Origin of the sequence: Nisaea acidiphila, assembly GCF_024662015.1 — a bacterium.
GTDB lineage: Bacteria > Pseudomonadota > Alphaproteobacteria > Thalassobaculales > Thalassobaculaceae > Nisaea > Nisaea acidiphila.
This window is the reverse complement of the sequence record NZ_CP102480.1, coordinates 506,769-526,110: the sequence shown is the minus strand read 5'-3', so window position 1 is coordinate 526,110 and position 19,342 is coordinate 506,769. Positions and strand designations below refer to the sequence as shown.

Sequence of the window (19,342 nt, the reverse complement as noted above, 5' to 3'; positions counted from 1 at the left end):
CGACGATGGCCCAGTACAAGATCTACGGCGAACGCGCGCATCTCGCCCGCGTCCGCACCCGCCTGTCCGACATCCTGCACGGCTGCTCGATCGAGTTCCTGAAGCTCCCCGAGGAGAAGCGCTTCCACCGCTTCATCCCGCTGGAGCCGGAGGATTTCATCCGCCCGGCGGACCGGAGCGCGGCCTACACGGTGATCGAGATCTCCATGTTCGAGGGCAGGGCGCCGGAAACCAAGAAGGCGCTGCTGCACGGGATCATGGCGCGGGTGCCCGAGGGGCTCGGCATCCCGGTCGAGGATGTGGAGATCACGGTCTTCGAAACGCCGATGGCGAACTGGGGGATCCGGGGGAAGACGGGGGACGAGTTGGTGTTGGGGTATCGGGTTGGGGATGCGGATTGAGTGTATGTCGTATCCGGAGTTTGTTCCCGCAATAGATGTGTCCTTGTGTCCCCATTTTGTCACTCTTGTTACTCGCCGCCGCCTTTTGATATTGGTTGTATATTCAGAACCTAAGACCAGGACGCGGGCCTTAATCTCAATACAACCAGATCTACTTGGTTTATGCGCGATCCGCTTGAGCCAGAGAACGCCAAAAAAAACTGATGTGTATTCGATGTGGAGGCCTCCCAAACCGCAGAATCTGCAGACTCCGGGTCTTTCGGAATTTTTTCGTTTGTTCCGTCCGACAACGTCAATTTGATTGAGTTTACATAATCGCCTCTTGTTACTTTAATTTCTTTGACAAAAACATCGTCATTGATTTGTAACCAAGGAAACCCGGGGCCTTCCTTTGAGCCATGCGTTTTTTCGTACTCAATTCCATTGGCGTCCTTGTACTTTGTGAATAAATACCTAATTACATTGTCGCCTTGTCCAGAAAAACCAGAGATCGTGGTGCGATTCTCAACAAAATTCTTAATATCGCTATAATCATTGAAGGTTGATCTTGAGGCGTGTGTTCCTCCCATGTTATATTTTGAAATTTCTTTATTTAGATGCGGAAATCCAAATTGCCTTGATTTCATTATAGGTAATTTATGTTCAGTTGTTGGATCGTCTTTTATTTCCGAAAGGAATTTTTCTAGTTTAGAGATGTCGTCTTTTATGATGTTTTTTCGCGTCTTCAATAAATCGTCATGATAATAATGATAAGTGTTGTATATTGATTCGATATATTGAATTTCTTTCAATAAATTGTTTTTGCTTTCTAATTTTTTTGATACGGAATCTGATGCTTGAACGCTATATTCGAGGCATTTAAATTCGCCAGAAGGAACATTAATGGCATGTATGTAGCTTTCGGTGCTAAAATCTATACAAACAGAATCTGTTTTGCTCGCTGGTAAATAAGGTACTTTCAAAGCGAATTCGATAATTTTATCGGGTCTGTATGGTGGGAGCTGTTGATTAATTCCACGTAGAATCTGATGGCAATTTACTCTTACTTCACTCTTTTTGATTGCATTTTGTATGTTTAGCGCCAAGGAGGCGTCAATGCTACCAGTCAATCCAGAATGATTTCCTTTTAATTCTGATTCAATGCTGGTTTGTTGTGATTTGTCAACTGAGTCAAAATGATAGATCGCAATATATTCATGTCCAAGCTGAGTTTCTTTGACATAAGAATCGCCATAATATTGAAAAAAGTCATTTAATGTAAAAGAATTTCCGCTTGGTAGGTGTTCAATGGGAACTTTGACAGATTTTGCGAAATGTGATGTATGATGAAATGAGTGAATAATGAGGCTTGTTGAAAATCTAGTTATATTGAATTTGTCAATCAGTCCCATTCTGGCAGAGAAACTCCCAAAAAATTTTTGTGCATCCAGTCTGCCGTGAACATTGAGAGAATGCTCGATTTCTTCAAGAGACCGGCAAATCTGAAATGATGCTTCTGAAGTTGCTCCACCCGTAAAAATTGATCCGACAGCGGCGGTATTGCGAGATGTGTTTTCAATACTATCGAACCCTTGAAACATCTCTAAAGCAATGTCATTGGTCGGTTGGTCCATAACCGAGTCAACGGGGCTACCTTCTTGGTCGCGCATCTTGAATCCTCCCATCCCTACTCATTCCTCTAAACTGTGACACATTTAGTCAATTTTTAATAGAAAAAATTATGATAAATGTGGTTTTGGATTGATGTTTTAAGTCGGTCTTTTGGGGGGGGCACTTTTTTGGGCTTCAAAATTGGTTTTGAGAGTTGTCAGAACTTGATGGGGGATTTGGGTGGCACAACGTTGGCGGCCAGAATTGGGGGGAGAGTTAAGGGGACACGCTACGTAAGGGGAATTGAGGGGACACAGAAGGGGAATTGAGGGGACACAGAAGGGGAATTGAGGGGACACAGGCCTTATTTTGGGAATTGAGGGGACACAGGCCTTATTTTATTTCCTCAGTCATAACTGTCATCCCGGACCCCGATCCGGGATCCACTTTCGACACTTGCGCATGGCCGTTCCAGTGGATCCCGATTTTCATCGGGGTGACGGCTCAACGGCCGAGGGGCTTTCGCCGCATCGCAAGTAGAGCAAGCGTCACAACAGTTACAACCGCCCCGCCGACCGCAAACGGCAATAGCGCAGTCCCGCTCTCGCCGCCCTCGACCAAGCTCCAGACCATCTTCCCCGCCGCCCCGGCTACCACGACCGCCCCTCCAATCAGCAGTGAGCGTTTCCAGAAGGCTGCGGCCAGGGCCCAGCCGTAGCCGAGCACGGCGGCGAGGCCGAGGAGGTTCTTGAGGTCGAGGCCGGCTTGCAGGCGTTCCTGTTCCATGGCGAGGAATTCCGCGACGCGGGGATCGGTCTCCGCCGGGGCGGGGAACCAGAGCATCGAGGTCAGGAGCGCGAGCACGGAGGCGAGGATGCCGTTCAGGCTGCGGCGCCGGGCGAAGTAGATATAAGGCAGCACCAACAGCGGCCGCGCCGCCCAGGAAAGCGTGCTGTGGTGCCGCGCGAAGGCCCAGTCGAAGAAGGCGTCGCTTGCGAAGAGAGCGGTGAGGAAAGCCGCGATCGCGCCAAGGAGGAGGGCGGTAAACAGGCGCCCTCGCAGGAATTGCCGAAAGTTCACTGATTTCCCCGCTCGATTACGCTTCGCCCTTTTGACGATATAAGCGACCGGTTGCGGTTCTCCCAGCTTTCCGGAAACACTTGCAAGCCCTTCGCGGCTGCACTACTCATGCCCGCTGCCGAGCTTTTCGCTGGATCGCTGGAAGCTTCCGAGACCCCGGCGTTTGAGCTCCAAACAACATTTAACGCGTCGGGACAGATATGAGCTTGTATCAGGACTACTTGGCAGAGATCGAAACTCGCAAAACCCAAGATTTGAGCCCCAAGCCGATCGAGGACGGCGCGCTTCTGGAAGCGGTCATCGCGGAAATCAAGGACGCGAAGAGCCCGTACCGCAAGGATGCCCTCCATTTCTTCACTTACAACACGCTGCCCGGCACGACGAGCGCCGCGGGCGTGAAGGCGAAGTTCCTGAAGCAGATCATCCTCGGCGAGGAGAATGTCGCGGAAATCGCGCCGGCCTTCGCCTTCGAGCTGCTCTCCCACATGAAGGGCGGTCCCTCGGTCGAGGTGCTGCTCGACCTGGCGCTGGGCGCGGACGAGGCGATCGCAAAGGATGCGGCCGAGGTCCTGAAGACGCAGGTCTTCCTCTACGAGGCGGACACGGACCGTCTCAAGGAAGCGTACGAGGCCGGCAACGCGGTCGCGAAGGACATCCTGGAGAGCTATTCCAAGGCCGAGTTCTTCACCAAGCTTCCCGAGATCGAGGAAGACATCAAGGTCGTGACCTATATCGCGGCCGAAGGCGATATTTCCACCGACCTGCTGTCGCCGGGCAACCAGGCGCATTCCCGCTCCGACCGCGAGCTGCACGGCAAGTGCATGATCTCCGAGGAAGCGCAGAAGGAAATCCGCGAACTGCAGAAGCAGCATCCCGACAAGCGGGTGATGCTGATCGCCGAGAAGGGCACGATGGGCGTCGGCTCCTCGCGCATGTCCGGCGTGAACAACGTCGCGCTCTGGACCGGCAAGCAGGCGAGTCCCTACGTGCCGTTCGTGAACTACGCGCCGATCGTCGCCGGCACCAACGGCATCTCGCCGATCTTCCTGACCACCGTCGGCGTCACCGGCGGAATCGGGATCGACCTGAAGAACTGGGTCAAGAAGCGGGACGACAACGGCAATCCGATCCTGAACAACGACGGCAACCCGATCCTCGAGCAGGTCTATTCCGTCGAGACCGGGACCGTGCTCTCGATCAATTCCAAGGACCAGAAGCTCTACAGCGAGGACGGCAGCGAGGAGCTGGTCGACGTGTCCTCCTCCTTCACGCCGCAGAAGGTCGAGTTCATGAAGGCCGGCAGCTCCTACGCCGTCGTCTTCGGCAAGAAGCTGCAGACCGTCGCCTGCGACATCCTCGGCGTCGAGCTGAAATCCGCCTATGCGCCGTCGAAGGAAATCTCCCATCCGGGCCAGGGCCTGACCGCGGTCGAGAAGATCTTCAACGCGAACGCCCTCGGCGTGCCGGAAGGCAAGGTCCTGCATGCGGGCTCCGACGTCCGGGTGAAGGTGAACATCGTCGGCTCGCAGGACACGACCGGCCTGATGACCTCGCAGGAACTGGAGGCGATGGCCGCGACGGTGATCTCGCCGACGGTCGACGGCGCCTACCAGTCCGGCTGCCACACCGCGTCCGTCTGGGACGCGAAGGCGCAGGCCAACACGCCGAAGCTGATGAAGTTCATGCACAAGTTCGGCCTGATCACGGCGCGCGACCCGAACGGCGTCTACCACTCGATGACCGACGTCATCCACAAGGTGCTGAACGACATCACGGTCGACGACTGGGCGATCATCATCGGCGGCGACTCCCACACCCGCATGTCCAAGGGCGTCGCCTTCGGCGCCGATTCCGGCACGGTCGCGCTGGCGCTGGCGACGGGCGAGGCGACCATGCCGATCCCGGAAACCGTGAAGGTCACCTTCACGGGCTCGATGAAGGATCACATGGACTTCCGCGACGTGGTTCACGCCACCCAGGCGCAGATGCTGGAGCAGTGCGGCGACAACGTCTTCCAGGGCCGGATCATCGAGGTCCATATCGGCACGCTGCTCGCCGACCAGGCCTTCACCTTCACGGACTGGACCGCGGAGATGAAGGCGAAGGCCTCGATCTGCATTTCCCAGGACGAGACCCTGATCGAGTCCCTGGAGATCGCGAAAGGCCGCATCCAGACCATGATCGACAACGGCATGGACAACGAGGCGCAGGTCCTCAAAGGGCTGGTCGACAAGGCGAACAAGCGCATCGCCGAGGTGAAGTCCGGCGAGAAGCCGGCCCTCGCGCCGGACGAGACCGCGAAATACTTCGCCGAGGTCGTCGTCGATCTGGACAAGATCGAGGAGCCGATGATCGCGGACCCGGACGTCAACAATATCGACGTCTCCAAGCGCTACACCCACGACACCATCCGGCCGATCTCCTATTACGGCGCGGAGAAGAAGGTCGATCTCGGCTTCGTCGGCTCCTGCATGGTGCACAAGGGCGATGTGAAGATCGTCGCCCAGATGCTGCGCAACCTGGAGAAGCAGAACGGCGAGGTGAAGTTCAATGCCCCGCTGGTGCTCGCCGCCCCGACCTACAACATCATCGACGAGTTGAAGGAAGAGGGGGACTGGGAGGTCCTGCAGAAATACTCCGCGTTCGAGTTCGACGACAGCGCACCGAAGCAGGCCGCGCGGACCGAATACGAGAACGTGCTCTATCTCGAGCGCCCGGGCTGCAACCTCTGCATGGGCAACCAGGAAAAGGCGGAGAAGGGCGATACCGTGCTGGCCACCTCGACGCGTCTCTTCAAGGGCCGCGTGGTGGAGGATTCCTCGGAGAAGAAGGGCGAGTCCCTGCTCGCCTCGACGCCGGTCGTCGTGCTCTCCGCCATTCTCGGGCGGACGCCGAACCTGGACGAGTACAAGGCGGCCGTCGAGGGTATCAACCTCACCAAGTTCGCTCCGCCGACGCAGAAGGGGCCGGGCGGCTTCTCCGTCCACTACTAGGCTAAGCGCCGCGACGCGGCGGATTTCCAAAGATCGGGGAGCATGCCTATTCTGGCATGCTCCTTTTTCTTGTCCGGGATCTCCCGCCGATGACCCTGTTCAGCGCGCTCACGCTCTTCCTCGTTCTGGCCGCCATGGCCGCGCTGCCGAGTTCCAGCGTCGCGCTGGTGGTGGCGCGTTCGGCCGTCTCGGGTGTGCCGTACGGGCTCGCGGTGTCGCTCGGGATCGTCGCGGGGGATCTGATCTTCATCGCGCTGGCGGTGCTCGGCATGACGGCGCTGGCGGCGGAGCTCGGCGCGTTCTTCGCGCTGATCCGCTACGCCGCGGCGGCCTATCTCGTCTGGTTCGGAATTTCCCTGATCCGCGGCCAGCTCCGTCGAGAGCAAGAGCAGGCCGTGCCGGAGGTGCCACGCGCCGCATGGGGCGGTCTTCCGGGAAGCTTCGTGGCGGGGCTGCTGCTGACGCTCGGCGACGTGAAGGCGATCTTCTTCTATGCGAGTCTGCTGCCGACCTTCCTCGACCTCGCGGCGCTCTCCAGCGGCGATATCGCGCTGCTTTCGGCGCTCTGCGTCGCCGCGGTCGGGAGCGTGAAAGTGGTCTATGCCTTCGCCGCGCAAAGGCTGGCCGCTCGGGCGTCCGGCTTCGCCCATGCCCGCAAGGCGAAGATGCTGGCGGGCGGGTTCTTCGTCGCCGCCGGGGGCTACCTCGCGCTGAAAGGCTGACGGGAACGTGTTTCCGGACATGTTTGCCCGGCTCTCTCGAATTCGATAGATTCGATTACCAGTTTATGTTGTGGGACGGTTCTTAGATGAGAGCAAGCCGGTGGGGCGCGGTGCGCGGGCACGCACAGCACAGTGACGTCCGAGACGGGGCGGAACGGATTTGAACACCGCCGTCTCCGATATCGTCTCCGAGGCCGAGATGACCAGCCCGCTCATCCACTCCTTCTATGAGTTCTGGAAGGAATGTTGTGGCGACAGCCCGGTGCCGGACCGCGAACATTTCACGCCGGAGAGCCTCAGGCCCTGGATCGGCCATGTGCAGATCGTCGAGGTCATCGACGGCGGGCGTGACTTCTATCACCGGATCATCGGTACCGAGATCGTCGAGGCGGTCGGGCGCGACCTCAGCCGGAAATACGTCTCCGAAAGCAGTTACGGGATCGGCGCCGAGGCCATGCTGGAACGCTACCGCGAGACGGCCGGCCGGGCGGTGCCGGTGTTCCGCAAGGGCCGGATGATCTGGGCGCCGAGCAATTCCTGGACCTCCTTCGAATCCGTGACGGCCCCGATGGGCCAGGGCAGCGACGCGGTCGACCAGCTGATCACCGTGATCGATTATCCGGGCCGGCAGGGCGTGCCGGAAGAGGAGGTCTGAGGCAGGGGCGGGATTGCCTCTGCGGTGTCCCGGCGTATAAGGAAGGCCTTCAACTTCCTTCCGGAAAGAGATCCCATGTCCGATCAGGATGACGAATACGTCTATGACGAGGCGACCGGCGAATGGCGCCCGGCCTCCGAGGTCGCAGCCGAACAGGCGGCGGCGAATGCCGTGCGCGACGCGGCCGGCAACGAGCTGGCCGACGGAGACTCGGTGACGCTGATCAAGGATCTCAAGGTGAAAGGCGCCGGGCAGACCCTGAAGCAGGGCACGGTCATCAAGTCGATCCGGCTGACCGGCAATCCGGAAGAGATCGACTGCAAGTACGAAGGCATCAAGGGCCTGGTGCTCCGGACCGAATTCGTCCGCAAGCGCTGAGTTTTTTCCGCTTTCTCCCGCTGGCGGAAACCGGAGACCGGTTCCTGCGCAATCGCGGACCCGCGACGGGCGCGGACGCCGCCTCAAACGTCTCCTACGTCTCCGGTCTGTTAGCGTGAGCGTTCAGATAGGCCTCCAGGTCCTTAACCGCCACCCGCCAGTCCCGACCCATCTTGATCGCGCGCAGTTCGCCGTCGCGGATCCAATTGCGGACCGTGCTTTCCTTCATTTTCAAGAGGTCCGAGACCTCGTGGATGGTCAGGAGCGGCTTGCTGAGCATGACGTCATTTTCTTGTTTTCATCCGTTTGTATCATTTTATAGCTGTTTATTGAAATTCTTATTCGGTGCTCTAAATAAGTAGCGGTTTGTTGCTTTTCTATCGCAGGATATCACATGTCGGCTTCCGCTGCTTTGCGTTCCCCGTTCGCCTTGCTGCGCCACGAGGCAGCTCCCGGCGTTCTCTTGTTTCTGTCCGCGATCGTCGCGCTGGTGCTCGATAACTCCTCGCTCGCCTGGCTCTATGACGGGCTGCTGGAAACGCCGGTAACCTTCGCGGTCGGCGAACTCCTGATCGATAAGCCGCTGCTCTTGTGGATCAACGACGGTCTGATGGCGATTTTCTTCTTCTATGTCGCCCTCGAGATCAAACGCGAGCTGGTGGAGGGACATCTCTCCGATCCCCGTGAGGCGGCGCTGCCGACCGTCGCTGCGATCGGCGGTATGGCGATGCCCGCTCTGGTCTTTCTGTTCTTCACCTGGGGCATGACAGTGGAAATGCAGGGCTGGGCGATCCCCGCCGCGACCGATATCGCCTTTGCGCTCGGCGTCCTCGCCCTGCTCGGCAAGGGCGTGCCGCCGGCGCTCAAGGTCTTCCTGCTCTCGCTGGCAATCATCGACGATCTCGGTGCCATCGTGATCATCGCGCTGTTCTATACCGCCGACCTTTCCGAAATTGCGCTGCTCTCGGGCGCGCTTGGCGCCGCCGTGCTCGTCGCTATGAACCGGCTCGGTGTCACAAGGGTTGCTCCGTACGTGCTGGTCGGCGCGGTGATGTGGGTGGCGGTCTTGAAATCCGGCGTTCACGCCACGCTGGCAGGCGTCATCATCGGTCTGACGATCCCGCTGAATTCCAGGGAAGACGAGGATTCTCCGCTGGTTCGCCTCGAGCACGGCCTGAAGCCCTGGGTCGGTTTCTTCATCATGCCGGTCTTCGCCTTCGCCAATGCGGGCATTCCGCTCGCGGGCCTTTCCTTTGCCGACCTTTTGGCGCCGCTTCCGCTCGGCATTGCGCTGGGATTGTTTGTCGGCAAGCAGATCGGGGTTTTCGGCTTTGCTTACCTCGCCGTGAGATCCGGTCTCAGCCGCTTGCCGAAAGGTACGGATTTCCGGCAGATCTACGGTGTCTCGCTGCTGGCCGGTATCGGCTTCACCATGAGCCTCTTCATCGGCACGCTCGCCTTCAGCGACGTTGAACATGCGCGCGCCGTACGTCTCGGCGTAATGAGCGGCAGCATACTTTCCGGTCTGCTCGGCTTTGCGGTGCTCAAATGGGCGACCGCCCGGTCTGCAGTGACCACGCGGGCTGCGCCGGCGACGGCTTAGACCCTCCCACTTGCCCCGGTCGCGTCGTGCGGCCGGGGCAAATCTTATTCAAAGTGCGTGTCTATGGAATTCAGCAATCTTCTGTCGATCGCCGGCGGCACTCTGGGCTCTCCGGTCGTCCTTTTCTTCCTCCTTGGCTTCCTCGCAGCACTTGCCCGCGTCGATCTTTCCCTGCCGCAACCGATCGCCAAAACGGTCGCGCTCTATCTGATGCTGGCGATCGGCTTCAAAGGGGGCGTCGGCATGGCGGATAGCGGGGTCGGCCCGGCCAGCATCGCACCGCTACTGATTGGCGTAGCTTTCAGCGCGGCCTTCCCGATCCTCGGCTTCGCCGCGTTGCGGGCAGCCAGCGGGCTCGGGCGTACGGATGCGGCGGCGGTCGCCGCGCATTATGGATCGATCAGCATCGTGACGTTTCTGACCGCGATCCAGGTCCTCACGGACCGCGGTGAGCAAGCGGAAGGCATCCTTGTCGCCGTCGCGGCCGCCATGGAGGCACCGGCCATCATCGTCGGTCTCTGGCTCGCGTCACGTGGGCGGTCGGAGACCGGAGCGGCCGCCGGACCGGCGCCGGAAGAGGCCCGTCTCTCCGTACGCGAAGCGGTTCTGAACAGTTCCGTGGTCGTCCTGCTCGGTGCCCTGGCCATTGGCTGGATTACCGGGGAGAAGGGGATGACGGATATCAAGCCGTTCGTGGTCGATCCCTTCAAGGGGGTGCTGTGCCTGTTCCTCCTCGATATGGGTGCGGTCGCCGGGCGTGGGCTGGCGCAGAACCGCCGCGCGATCGGTACCGGGACCGTTCTCTTCGGACTCTACATGCCCCTCGTTGGGGCCGCGCTCATGGCGCTCGCCGTCTGGCCGATCGATCTCTCGCCGGCCGGGAAGGCCCTCTTGATGGTGCTGGCTGCAAGCGCATCCTATATCGCCGTTCCGGCGGCCATGCGGCTCGCGCTGCCGAAGGCGAACCCCGTCATCTACACGACGCTGTCGCTGGGCATTACCTTTCCTTTCAATGTCATCGTCGGTATTCCGCTCTACATCGCGATCGCGGATAGGCTGTTTGCCGGCGGCAGCCAATGAGGAGCGCCATGGAAACCCATCCGAAAGTCCGTCTGGATATACTGATCGAGCAGCTTGCCGTGCCGAGGCTGGGAACGCTCCTCGACACTCTTCCCGGCGTGAATGGATATACAATCCTTCCGGTGCAGGGCGGCAGCGGTCTCAACGGGATCTGGACACGCGACGGCCAGATCGCCGGAGCGGAGGGCATGATGATGATCTGGTGCATTCTCGACGCCCAGCACAAAGAGGCGGTGCTCAAATCCGTCTTCGAGTTCGTCAATGCGCGCGCCGGACTGATCACGGTTTCGAACGTGGACGTCGTGCGCCCGGAGCGTTTTTGACCCGGCGGAGGACCGATATTCCTTTCATTCCTCCACCGCACAGAACCGTCGCTTGCTTTCACCTTCTCAAACGGTACGCGCATCAGTAACCTCGCCCGCTCACACATGCCGGGAGTTCCCATGCTGCGTATCGACGCCGCTTTCGACAGCGGCAATATCGAGACCGTCTCGCTGGACGATCCGAACGACATCCAGCTCCGCATCCGCAAGGACAACCAGTCGGACTTTTACCAGTGGTTCCATTTCCGCCTCTCCGGGGCGGCCGGGCGCGGGGTGACGATGCGGATCCTGAACGCGGGCGGATCGAGCTATCCGAAGGGCTGGGAGAATTACCGCGTCTGTGCCTCCTACGACCGGGAAACCTGGTTCCGGGTCCCGACCTCCTATGACGGCACCGAGCTGACCATCCGCCACGTCCCGGAGGCGGACTATGTCTGGTACGCCTATTTCGAGCCCTATTCCATGGAGCGGCATCAGGACCTGATCGCCTCCGCCCAGCTCTCCGGTCGCTGCACGGCCGAAGTGATCGGCGAAACCTACGAGGGGCAGACGATCGATCTTCTGACCCTCGGCGAGGCGGCGGACGGGAAGAAGGCGCTCTGGGTATTCGCACGCCAGCATCCGGGCGAGCCGATGGCGGAATGGTACATGGAGGGCTTCGTCGAGCGCCTGCTCGACGAGACGGACGGGACCAGCCGGGCGCTGCTTGAAAAGGCGGTGATCTACGCCGTGCCGAACATGAACCCGGACGGAACCCGGCGCGGGCACCTGCGGACCAACGCGCTCGGAGTGAACCTGAACCGCGAATGGGCCGAGCCGAGCGAGGAGAAGAGCCCCGAGGTTCTCTGCGTCCTGGAAGAGATGGCGGCGCGTGGCATCGATCTCTCCTTCGACGTGCACGGCGACGAGGCGATTCCCTACAACTTCATAGCCGGAAGCTATGGCGTTCCGGGCATCGCCGACGCCCATGTTACGATGCTGGACCGGTTCCAGGCCGTCTATGCCGCGATCAACCCGGACTTCCAGACCGAACACGGTTACCCGAAACCGGCACCGGGCAAGGGCAATCTCACGACCTCGACCGGGCATATCGCAAACAGGCTGGGCGCGCTGTCCATGACGCTGGAGATGCCGTTCAAGGACGCGGACAACCAGCCGGACCCGGTACATGGCTGGGACGGGGCGCGCTCGAAAGCGCTCGGCCGCAGTCTGGTGGATGTCTTGCTCGCGACGGTGGACGAGTTGCCGGCGCGCATGGAAAGGAACTGAGGCAATGATCACGGTCTATGGCATTCCGAATTGCGACACGGTGAAGAAGGCGCGCAAATGGCTCGATGAGCGCGGCGTCACTTACAGCTTTCACGATTTCAAGAAAGGCGGTCTGACGCCGGAGCGCGCCGCGGACTGGATCGCCGAGCTCGGCGTCGAGAAGGTTGTGAACAAGCGCGGCACCACCTGGAAGAAGCTCGACCCGGCAATCCAGGAGAGCGTGACCGACACGACCGCGCCGGCCTTGCTCGCGAGCCATACCTCGCTGGTCAAACGCCCGGTGATCGATCTCGGTGAGATCCGCCTGATCGGCTTCGACAAATCGGTGCAGGCCGACCTCGAAGCTCTGCTCGACTGACCCAGAAATGCGGGGCGGCAGCGACGTCATCGTGATCGGCGGCGGGCTTGTCGGCTCCTCCATTGCCTACGGGCTCGCCCGCGAGGGCGCGTCGGTCACGATCCTCGACGAGGGGGATGTCGCGCTGCGCGCCTCGCGCGGCAATTTCGGCTTGGTCTGGGTCCAGGGCAAGGGCGACGGCATGCATGAATATGCGAGCTGGACCCGGCGCTCGAAGGAGCTCTATCAGGGTTTCGCGGATGGCATCCAGGAGCGCGACGGCACCGATATCGAGCTGAAACAGGACGGCGGCCTCGAACTCTGCCTCGGGGAGGAGGAATTCCGCACCAACGAAGACGAGATCCGACGCATGCACAACCAGCCGGGCGTCGGCGAGAACGACCGGGTGATGCTCGACGCGGACGAGGTCCGGCGAATGTTGCCGCTGGTCGGGCCCGAGGTCACAGGCGCGAGCTACAGCCCCCATGACGGCCATGTGAACCCGCTCTATCTCCTGCGCGGTCTGCACGGCAACGCCCAGGCGCTCGGGGCGCGCTATGTCAGCGGCGGCCGTGTCCGCCATATCGAAAAGGATGGCGGCGGCTTCCGGGTGATCAGCGAGGCCGGTGTCTTTCTGGGCCAGAAGGTCGTAATCGCGGCAGGACTCGCCAACAAGTGGCTGGCCGAGATGGTCGGTCTCGACATCCCGGTAGAGCCGAACCGGGGGCATATCCTGATCACCGAGCGCATGCAGCCGGTGATCCCGACACTTCTGGTCAATGCGCGGCAGACAGCAGACGGCACGATCAATTTCGGCAATTCCAAGGAAAGCGCCGGCTACAGCACGCGGATCAATCCCGCCAAGCTCGGCGAGATCGCCCGCTCCATCATCCGCTGTTTCCCGATCCTGAAAGACGCCCGGATCGTCCGCACCTGGAGCGCGCTCCGGGTGATGTCGCCGGACGGCTTTCCGATCTATCGGGAAAGCGAGAGCATGCCGGGCGCCTTCAGCATTTCCTGCCACAGCGGTGTCACGCTCGCGGCGGCACATGCGCTGGAACTGGCGCCGGTCATCCTCGGTGGCAGGTTCAACGAACGTTTCGCCGCCTTCTCGCCGGAGAGGTTCCGTGCTGCGTCGGCTGCCTGATCAGAGCGGACGCAAGGTCCGCTTCCGTTTCGAGGGTGAGCCCGTCGATGCCCTCGAGGGAGACAGCGTGGCGGCGGCTCTTCTGGCCGCAGGCAACAGAATCTTGCGCATGACGCCGAAGAGCGGCTCCGGCCGCGCGCCCTATTGCATGATGGGGGTCTGTTTCGAATGCCTGGTCGAGATCGACGGCATTCCGAACCGGCAGGCGTGCCTCACCGAGGTGCGCGGCGGCATGGCGGTGCGGCGCCAGCGGGGCGCGCCGGGACTCCCAGGGGAGGCGGGCGATGATCCGGACTGATCTCGCCATCATCGGCGCCGGCCCGGCCGGCATGTCCGCTGCGGTCGCCGCGCGCGAGGCCGGGCTCGACGTGATCGTCGTGGACGAGCAACCGGCAGCCGGAGGGCAGATCTGGCGGGCGATCGAGCGGAATGCGCGATTGCGGCCGGGAAATCTTGCCTTCTTAGGGGAAGATTACGTGAAAGGCGCGGAGCTTGCCGCGCGTTTCGCCGCTTCAGGCGCGCAGCACTGGCCGGGCTCGACCGTCTGGCATGTCGAGAGCCCGGAGGACGGCGACAAGACGGTGACGCTCGCCTGGGACGGAGCCACGCGACAGGTGCGGTGCGGCGCTCTGCTGATTGCGAGCGGAGCGATGGAGCGGCCCGTTCCCGTGCCGGGCTGGACCCTGCCGGGGGTGATGACCGTCGGCGCGGCGCAGACCGTACTGAAAAGCTCCGGGCTGTTCCCGGAAGCACCTCTGCTGCTTGCCGGTAGCGGTCCGCTCTTGCTGCTCTTCGCGGCGCAATGTCTGGCGGCCGGGATCGAGATCGCTGCCGTGCTCGACACCACGCCCGCCGGTGCGCGGCTTCGTGGCCTGCCGCACTTGCCGAAAGCTCTGCTTGGGTGGCGCACCTTGCTCAAGGGCCGCCGCCTGATGAGAACGCTGTCCCGCTCCGGCGTGCGGATTTACCGCGAGGTGACGAAGATCGAGGCGCTGGGCGCCGAGCATCTCGAGCGGGTGCGCTTCCAGAGCGTGGGCGGGCCTGCCGAATTGGAGACGGCAAGCCTTCTGCTCCATGAAGGGGTCGTGCCGAACCCGCAGCTGACCCGGCTTTTGCGCTGCGAGCATCGCTGGGACCGGGCGCAGCGATGTTTCCGTCCGGAGCTCAGCGACCGGGGCGAGACAAGCGTCGAAAATGTGTTCGTCGCGGGCGACGGCGGCGGTATCGGCGGTGCGATGGCGGCGGTCCATGCGGGGCGCATCGCGGCACTTGAGGTCGCGGAGCGGTTCGGCGCGGTCAACCGCCCCAACGGCGATGTCGAGATCGTCAAGGCGCGGGACGCCCTGCGGGCGGAGCTCGCGGTCCGGCCCCTGCTCGACGCCATGTTCCCGCCGCCGCGGTGGATCGGCGAGCTGGACGGTGGAGAGGTGATTTGCCGATGCGAGGAAGTGACCGCCGCGGATGTCCGCAAGGCGGCGGCGCTCGGCGCGCCGGGGCCTAACCAGGCCAAGGCCTTTCTGCGGGCCGGAATGGGCCCTTGTCAGGGGCGCATGTGCGGCCTCACGGTGACCGAAATCTTGGCCGACGCACACGGAAAGCATCCGGAAGAGATCGGCTACTACCGCATTCGTCCGCCAATCAAGCCGGTCACGCTCGGTGAACTGGCGGCGCTCGACGGTGCGGACTGACCGGGAGGAAAGAGTGAGCAAGGAAAAGGTGCATGCCCTGGAATTGGGGCTGCCGGTGCCGGACGCGGGGGAACTCTCCGAGGAAACCCGAAAATACTGGGATCTCTGCGCCGAAAAGCTCGGCCTCGTGCCGAACGTGATCAAGGCCTACAGTTTCGACGACACCCATCTGAAGGGATTCACCACGCTCTACAACACGCTGATGCTCGGCCCGTCCGGACTCAGCAAGCTGGAACGGGAGATGATTGCGGTTGTCGTTTCCTCCATAAATCACTGTTATTACTGCCTTGTGGCGCACGGTGCGGCGGTCCGCGAACTGTCGGGGGCGCCTGCGCTTGGCGAGGCGCTCGCATTCAATCACCGTTATGCCGAGCTGGATGCGCGGCAGCGGGAGATGGTCGCCTTTGCCGAAAAACTGACGCGGACGCCCTATGAAATTGTCGAGGCAGACCGGCAAGCCCTGCGGGACGCGGGTTTCACTGACCGGGATATCTGGGACATCGCGAATGTCGCGGGGTTCTTCAATATGTCGAACCGTGTCGCCAGCGCCGTGCATATGATGCCGAACGAAGCCTATCATCATGCGGGGCGCGGCTGAGCCGGAGGAGCAGGGAATGTCACAGGATCCTGAACGCAAGAGGGCGGATACGGCTGCCGGGCACGTATCCTACCGCGAGGCCGGGGACGGCGCGGGCAAGCCGGTGCTGCTGGCACTGCACGGGCTGGGCGGCAATTCCGCGACCTGGCGGGCGCAATATGCCGCGCTCTCGGACAGCTGGCACGTGATCGGCTGGGACGCACCGGGCTATGGCGAAACGATGGTGGTCGGACCGGACCAGACCGCTTTTGCCACCCTTGCGCTCGCGCTGCTCGATCATCTCGGTGTCGGGTCGTTCTCTGTGATAGGCCATTCAATGGGCGGCGTCGTCGCCCAGGCGATCGCGGGCGAGGCTGGCCCCCGGGTCAATCACATGATCCTTTCCTGCACCCATTCCGGCAATGCGAAGCCGGCGAGCGAACCGATCTCGGGCAGCTACGCGACCAGGATCGCGGCGCTGGAGAAAGAGGGGAGCGCTGCCTACGCGGCGAACCGGTCCGGCATGATGGTGGCCGAAGGGGCACCCGAAGCGGTCCGGGCCGAGGTGGAAGAGATCGCGCGCGGGGTGACCGCGCCGGGGCTCCGGACTTGCGCGACCATGCTGCACCATGCCGATACGCGCCCCGTGGCGCCGTCGATCTCCTGCCCGGTTCTGCTGATTTCCGGTGCCGGCGACAAGATCGTCACCCTTCGTCAATCGGAGTCGCTTGCGGCGCTCTATCCGGCAGGCCGACATGTTCGTCTGGAGGGAGTGGGGCACGCGCCCTATCTGGAGGATGTGGACGCCTATAACGCATTGTTGAGAGAGTTCCTCGCATCATAGGGTTGCCTCTCCGCCCGAAAATGCGCGGTAATACGGGTGGAGGTCACCTGGTATGCCGTTTTCGGCTCTTATCGGAGGTTGGCGTAAGGCAGCGCTCGGAGCGCTTTCCGCAGTCGCCCTATCCTCCACTGCATCCTTAGCGCAAAGCCCGCTGCAGCTCGTCGATCTGAAATTGATGCTGGCCGTGGACGTGTCGGGGTCGGTCGATTTCTGGGAGGCCGACCTGCAGCGTGACGGCTACGTGCAGGCACTGCGCGACCCGACCGTGATCAACACGATGCTGTCCGGGCAAACGGGACGGATAGCACTCAGCTACATCGAATGGGCGGGAGGGGATCATCAGCGGGTGGTTGTCGGCTGGACCGTGATCGACAGCCCGGCGGCGGCGCTTGATTTTGCGGAAACACTGGATGTGAAACCGCATATGGGCGGTCGCCGCACCTCAATCGGCAACATGCTCGATTTCGCGGTCAAATATTTCCGGGATTCGCGTTTCTTTGCCGAACGCCAGGTTATCGACATCTCGGGAGACGGGCCCAACAATAGTGGAACCCGCGTCGATGATGCGCGGGACCGGGCGATCGCCTCCGGCTTGGTGATCAATGCCCTGCCCATCCTGAACGAGCGTCCGTCGCCCTATGGGTTTCCGAAGCTGGATGATCTCGACATTTATTACGAGGAATGCGTCGTCGGCGGAGACGGTGCCTTCGTGATTGCCGCCAAAGGCATCAAGTCGTTCGCTGCCGCCGTTCGGCGCAAGATGATTTTGGAGGTCGCCGGTCGTACTCCGGATAGAGCGGTTCGCCGCGTTCCCGCGGCGGCCAGTGGCGGGGGCGGCTATAATTGCGACATCGGCGAGCAGCAGCTGCATGAATTCCTCAACCGCGGCGACGACTAGCTGAAGAAGCCGCTCCGGTGCAGTTGCACGTGGAAGTCCCGGAGGATCTTTTCCTTCTTCGCGGGGTCCGGGATTTGCGCCACCAGTTCGGTCTCGAAGTTGGGCCGGCGCAAATGCTTGACGATGATTTCGCGCGCGAGTTTCGAGGCCTTGCCGTCGGGGAGCATTTCCGGCTGGCACATGCTGACAAGCATGAAGGCGCGGATATGCAGCGGCTTGTCCGGGTCGTCGACCCGGTCGAGGATCCGGCCGTCGACGACATAGGTCGCGAGGAGCTCGTCCAGGTGTTGCGTGAGCTGCTGTTTGCGCGCGTCCGGCAGGTTGGATTTCTGGATCCGGTAGAAGATCGAGGTGACCTTCTCCATCTTCTTGTTCGGTGCGACCGATCCGCGGACAATCTGGTTGACCGAGCCGGGAGTCATGAAGAGCCCGTTTAGATGGTGCTCGATCTCGTCTTTCAGGAGATCCCGGCCGAGTTCGCTTTCCGCCAGAGAGAGCAGGTATCCGGCCTTGCGGCCCGGGTCGCGCAATGCGGGCAGGACGCTCGCCGTTGCCGCCTTCAGGCCACCTTCGCCGCCTTTGTTTATGATGTGCGATTGGCGGTGGGTAATGGCTTCGGCCATTTCCGGGCCGCCGACAAGTTCCGTGCCGGGGACCAGCTTCTGCAGCATTTCCCGGAAAACCTTCGGCTCCTCGCTCTTGTCTTTGGTCAAAGACCCGCTGCTCTGCAGCTGTCGGCAGACCCGGTCCATCACCGCCAGCTTCGACTCCGGCAATTTGGCTTTCTTGAAGAGCTTGTTGATCTTGGCGGCCGTCGCCTCGATGTTTTCCGGCTGGCTCGCCAGTTCGGGATCGATCTCGCGTACGCCGTCCGCGATTTCCATGAGGGCGATCAGCGCACCGGCCAGACTGTCCTGCTCGCCGAGCAGGTCTTGCAGAACGGAGGCATTGCTGAGTGCATCGCTGATGAACCAGTCGAGATTGGCGATGGCCGGCTCGGACTCGCAAGCCTCCGCCCAGTCGACGGACGTCGCGAACTTGCTCCACCAGCTGCGGACGCCGACGAGGTCGCGGCTCGCCGCGACACGGAAGAGATACCCGGGAGACTCTCCGTTTGCCGACTTGTTGATGCTCTCGATCGCGTCGTTGATGCTGTCTTTCGTAATTGAGGGCAGGGACCTGTTCTCGGCCTTGCGGGCGCGCTCGTTGATCTTGTCCGCGAAGCCGAAAAGGATATCGCGGCGCTCGTTCATGTCTCCGCCGTCTTCGCCACGCGTCTGCAATTGTGCAACTTTTGCTACGGCGGACGGGAGCATGCTCTCGAAATCCATCACGCGCTTCATTTCGCGGGCGTTGTGCATGACTTCTGTGGGGGTCACGCCCTGCTTGTCGAGATAGGCGCGGAAGAGGCGGTTGATGGTCTTGCGGCCCGGACCTGAAAACAGTTCCTCGACTTCCTCGCAGTTCGGAGCGTTGCCGGAGACATCGCCGACGGAGATGCGGTCCCCCCCGCCCGTAGCGCGGAGTTTCTCGAAAAGAATATCGCCGGGTTCAGGGTTGTGAATGTCGTTGATACTTTCCCGGACGACACGCACCCCCATGACGCCGGCACGGGACATTAGTTTCAAAGCTGTCTCCTCCGCGCTTTCGATATCGCGCGCGGCTCCCTCAATCGCCCATGACCCGTCCCGCAGGGTCAGAATTTCCAAGGTCTTGTTTCGACGCATTCTGTCCGAATGCCTTTCCCTTATTTACGG

Annotated in this window: 20 protein-coding genes; 16 read left to right on the top strand and 4 right to left on the bottom strand. The window is 61.3% G+C overall.

Features of this window, described 5'->3' with window-relative positions:
* Positions 1-5 precede the first annotated feature (5 nt).
* Complete coding sequence (locus NUH88_RS02610) at positions 6-401, top strand: tautomerase family protein (RefSeq protein ID WP_257769783.1); 396 nt, start codon at positions 6-8, stop codon at positions 399-401.
* Between the two features lie 110 nt (positions 402-511).
* Here the strand turns inward: NUH88_RS02610 and NUH88_RS02605 are convergent, their stop codons facing one another.
* A complete protein-coding gene (locus NUH88_RS02605; RefSeq protein ID WP_257769782.1) occupies positions 512-2,050 on the bottom strand; it encodes a jacalin family lectin in 1,539 nt (512 codons plus the stop codon).
* A 445-nt stretch (positions 2,051-2,495) separates the two neighbouring features.
* On the bottom strand, positions 2,496-3,071 hold the full coding sequence (locus tag NUH88_RS02600) for a hypothetical protein (RefSeq protein WP_257769781.1): 576 nt from the start codon (positions 3,069-3,071) through the stop codon (positions 2,496-2,498).
* 200 nt (positions 3,072-3,271) lie between these two features.
* On the opposite strand from NUH88_RS02600, the gene NUH88_RS02595 reads away from it, so the two are divergent.
* The 4 genes from NUH88_RS02595 to NUH88_RS02580 all read left to right on the top strand — a co-directional run bounded on the left by NUH88_RS02595 (position 3,272) and on the right by NUH88_RS02580 (position 7,819).
* On the top strand, positions 3,272-6,064 hold the full coding sequence (locus tag NUH88_RS02595) for a bifunctional aconitate hydratase 2/2-methylisocitrate dehydratase (protein WP_257769780.1): 2,793 nt from the start codon (positions 3,272-3,274) through the stop codon (positions 6,062-6,064).
* Between the two features lie 89 nt (positions 6,065-6,153).
* Complete coding sequence (locus NUH88_RS02590; protein WP_257769779.1) at positions 6,154-6,786, top strand: LysE family translocator; 633 nt, start codon at positions 6,154-6,156, stop codon at positions 6,784-6,786.
* A gap of 160 nt (positions 6,787-6,946) precedes the next feature.
* A complete protein-coding gene (locus NUH88_RS02585; protein ID WP_257769778.1) occupies positions 6,947-7,441 on the top strand; it encodes a PAS domain-containing protein in 495 nt (164 codons plus the stop codon).
* A 75-nt stretch (positions 7,442-7,516) separates the two neighbouring features.
* Entirely contained in the window at positions 7,517-7,819 is a 303-nt protein-coding gene (locus NUH88_RS02580; protein ID WP_257769776.1) for an alkylphosphonate utilization protein, read from the top strand.
* Positions 7,820-7,913: 94 nt separating this feature from the next.
* On the opposite strand, the gene NUH88_RS02575 is transcribed toward NUH88_RS02580, so the two are convergent.
* The gene (locus tag NUH88_RS02575) at positions 7,914-8,099 is read right to left on the bottom strand and encodes a helix-turn-helix domain-containing protein (RefSeq protein WP_257769774.1); all 186 of its coding nucleotides are present in this window, start codon (positions 8,097-8,099) and stop codon (positions 7,914-7,916) included.
* A 114-nt stretch (positions 8,100-8,213) separates the two neighbouring features.
* Here NUH88_RS02575 and nhaA point away from each other — a divergent pair, with 114 nt between their 5' ends.
* From nhaA to NUH88_RS02520, 11 genes are all read left to right on the top strand, one after another.
* The gene (gene nhaA / locus NUH88_RS02570; protein WP_257769773.1) at positions 8,214-9,422 is read left to right on the top strand and encodes a Na+/H+ antiporter NhaA; all 1,209 of its coding nucleotides are present in this window, start codon (positions 8,214-8,216) and stop codon (positions 9,420-9,422) included.
* A gap of 63 nt (positions 9,423-9,485) precedes the next feature.
* On the top strand, positions 9,486-10,502 hold the full coding sequence (locus NUH88_RS02565) for a sodium-dependent bicarbonate transport family permease (protein WP_257769772.1): 1,017 nt from the start codon (positions 9,486-9,488) through the stop codon (positions 10,500-10,502).
* Entirely contained in the window at positions 10,499-10,825 is a 327-nt protein-coding gene (locus tag NUH88_RS02560; protein ID WP_257769771.1) for a P-II family nitrogen regulator, read from the top strand. The genes NUH88_RS02565 and NUH88_RS02560 overlap by 4 nt, the downstream gene beginning before the upstream one ends.
* A gap of 120 nt (positions 10,826-10,945) precedes the next feature.
* Complete coding sequence (locus NUH88_RS02555) at positions 10,946-12,094, top strand: M14 family metallopeptidase (RefSeq protein ID WP_257769770.1); 1,149 nt, start codon at positions 10,946-10,948, stop codon at positions 12,092-12,094.
* A gap of 4 nt (positions 12,095-12,098) precedes the next feature.
* Positions 12,099-12,452, top strand: a complete 354-nt coding sequence (locus NUH88_RS02550) for an arsenate reductase (RefSeq protein WP_257769769.1) — start codon at positions 12,099-12,101, stop codon at positions 12,450-12,452.
* 7 nt (positions 12,453-12,459) lie between these two features.
* Positions 12,460-13,578 (top strand): NAD(P)/FAD-dependent oxidoreductase, encoded by a 1,119-nt coding sequence (locus NUH88_RS02545; protein ID WP_257769768.1) that lies wholly within the window; start codon positions 12,460-12,462, stop codon positions 13,576-13,578.
* Positions 13,559-13,876 carry a (2Fe-2S)-binding protein gene (locus NUH88_RS02540; protein ID WP_257769767.1) on the top strand — a complete coding sequence of 106 codons (318 nt, stop codon included), beginning with the start codon at positions 13,559-13,561 and terminating at the stop codon, positions 13,874-13,876. The genes NUH88_RS02545 and NUH88_RS02540 overlap by 20 nt, the downstream gene beginning before the upstream one ends.
* Positions 13,863-15,266, top strand: a complete 1,404-nt coding sequence (locus NUH88_RS02535; protein WP_257769766.1) for an FAD-dependent oxidoreductase — start codon at positions 13,863-13,865, stop codon at positions 15,264-15,266. The genes NUH88_RS02540 and NUH88_RS02535 overlap by 14 nt, the downstream gene beginning before the upstream one ends.
* A gap of 13 nt (positions 15,267-15,279) precedes the next feature.
* Positions 15,280-15,864 carry a peroxidase-related enzyme gene (locus NUH88_RS02530; protein ID WP_257769765.1) on the top strand — a complete coding sequence of 195 codons (585 nt, stop codon included), beginning with the start codon at positions 15,280-15,282 and terminating at the stop codon, positions 15,862-15,864.
* Between the two features lie 16 nt (positions 15,865-15,880).
* Positions 15,881-16,687: an alpha/beta fold hydrolase gene (locus NUH88_RS02525; protein ID WP_257769764.1), complete on the top strand. Its 807-nt coding sequence runs from the start codon at positions 15,881-15,883 to the stop codon at positions 16,685-16,687.
* Positions 16,688-16,739: 52 nt separating this feature from the next.
* Positions 16,740-17,585: a DUF1194 domain-containing protein gene (locus NUH88_RS02520; protein ID WP_257769762.1), complete on the top strand. Its 846-nt coding sequence runs from the start codon at positions 16,740-16,742 to the stop codon at positions 17,583-17,585.
* Here NUH88_RS02520 and NUH88_RS02515 read toward each other — a convergent pair.
* Positions 17,582-19,312, bottom strand: a complete 1,731-nt coding sequence (locus tag NUH88_RS02515) for a hypothetical protein (RefSeq protein ID WP_257769761.1) — start codon at positions 19,310-19,312, stop codon at positions 17,582-17,584. The two genes, NUH88_RS02520 and NUH88_RS02515, sit on opposite strands and share 4 nt — an antisense overlap.
* Positions 19,313-19,342 lie beyond the last annotated feature (30 nt).

Bases quoted from the DNA above. Each gene is read 5' to 3' on its own strand.
- NUH88_RS02525 (WP_257769764.1), top strand. From the start codon at position 15,881: ATGTCACAGGATCCTGAACGCAAGAGGGCGGATACGGCTGCCGGGCAC.
- NUH88_RS02595 (WP_257769780.1), top strand. From the start codon at position 3,272: ATGAGCTTGTATCAGGACTACTTGGCAGAGATCGAAACTCGCAAAACC.
- NUH88_RS02535 (WP_257769766.1), top strand. From the start codon at position 13,863: ATGATCCGGACTGATCTCGCCATCATCGGCGCCGGCCCGGCCGGCATG.
- NUH88_RS02605 (WP_257769782.1), bottom strand. From the start codon at position 2,050: ATGCGCGACCAAGAAGGTAGCCCCGTTGACTCGGTTATGGACCAACCG.
- NUH88_RS02520 (WP_257769762.1), top strand. From the start codon at position 16,740: ATGCCGTTTTCGGCTCTTATCGGAGGTTGGCGTAAGGCAGCGCTCGGA.
- NUH88_RS02555 (WP_257769770.1), top strand. From the start codon at position 10,946: ATGCTGCGTATCGACGCCGCTTTCGACAGCGGCAATATCGAGACCGTC.
- NUH88_RS02560 (WP_257769771.1), top strand. From the start codon at position 10,499: ATGAGGAGCGCCATGGAAACCCATCCGAAAGTCCGTCTGGATATACTG.
- nhaA (WP_257769773.1), top strand. From the start codon at position 8,214: ATGTCGGCTTCCGCTGCTTTGCGTTCCCCGTTCGCCTTGCTGCGCCAC.
- NUH88_RS02545 (WP_257769768.1), top strand. From the start codon at position 12,460: ATGCGGGGCGGCAGCGACGTCATCGTGATCGGCGGCGGGCTTGTCGGC.
- NUH88_RS02590 (WP_257769779.1), top strand. From the start codon at position 6,154: ATGACCCTGTTCAGCGCGCTCACGCTCTTCCTCGTTCTGGCCGCCATG.
- NUH88_RS02515 (WP_257769761.1), bottom strand. From the start codon at position 19,312: ATGCGTCGAAACAAGACCTTGGAAATTCTGACCCTGCGGGACGGGTCA.
- NUH88_RS02565 (WP_257769772.1), top strand. From the start codon at position 9,486: ATGGAATTCAGCAATCTTCTGTCGATCGCCGGCGGCACTCTGGGCTCT.
- NUH88_RS02550 (WP_257769769.1), top strand. From the start codon at position 12,099: ATGATCACGGTCTATGGCATTCCGAATTGCGACACGGTGAAGAAGGCG.
- NUH88_RS02610 (WP_257769783.1), top strand. From the start codon at position 6: ATGGCCCAGTACAAGATCTACGGCGAACGCGCGCATCTCGCCCGCGTC.
- NUH88_RS02575 (WP_257769774.1), bottom strand. From the start codon at position 8,099: ATGCTCAGCAAGCCGCTCCTGACCATCCACGAGGTCTCGGACCTCTTG.
- NUH88_RS02580 (WP_257769776.1), top strand. From the start codon at position 7,517: ATGTCCGATCAGGATGACGAATACGTCTATGACGAGGCGACCGGCGAA.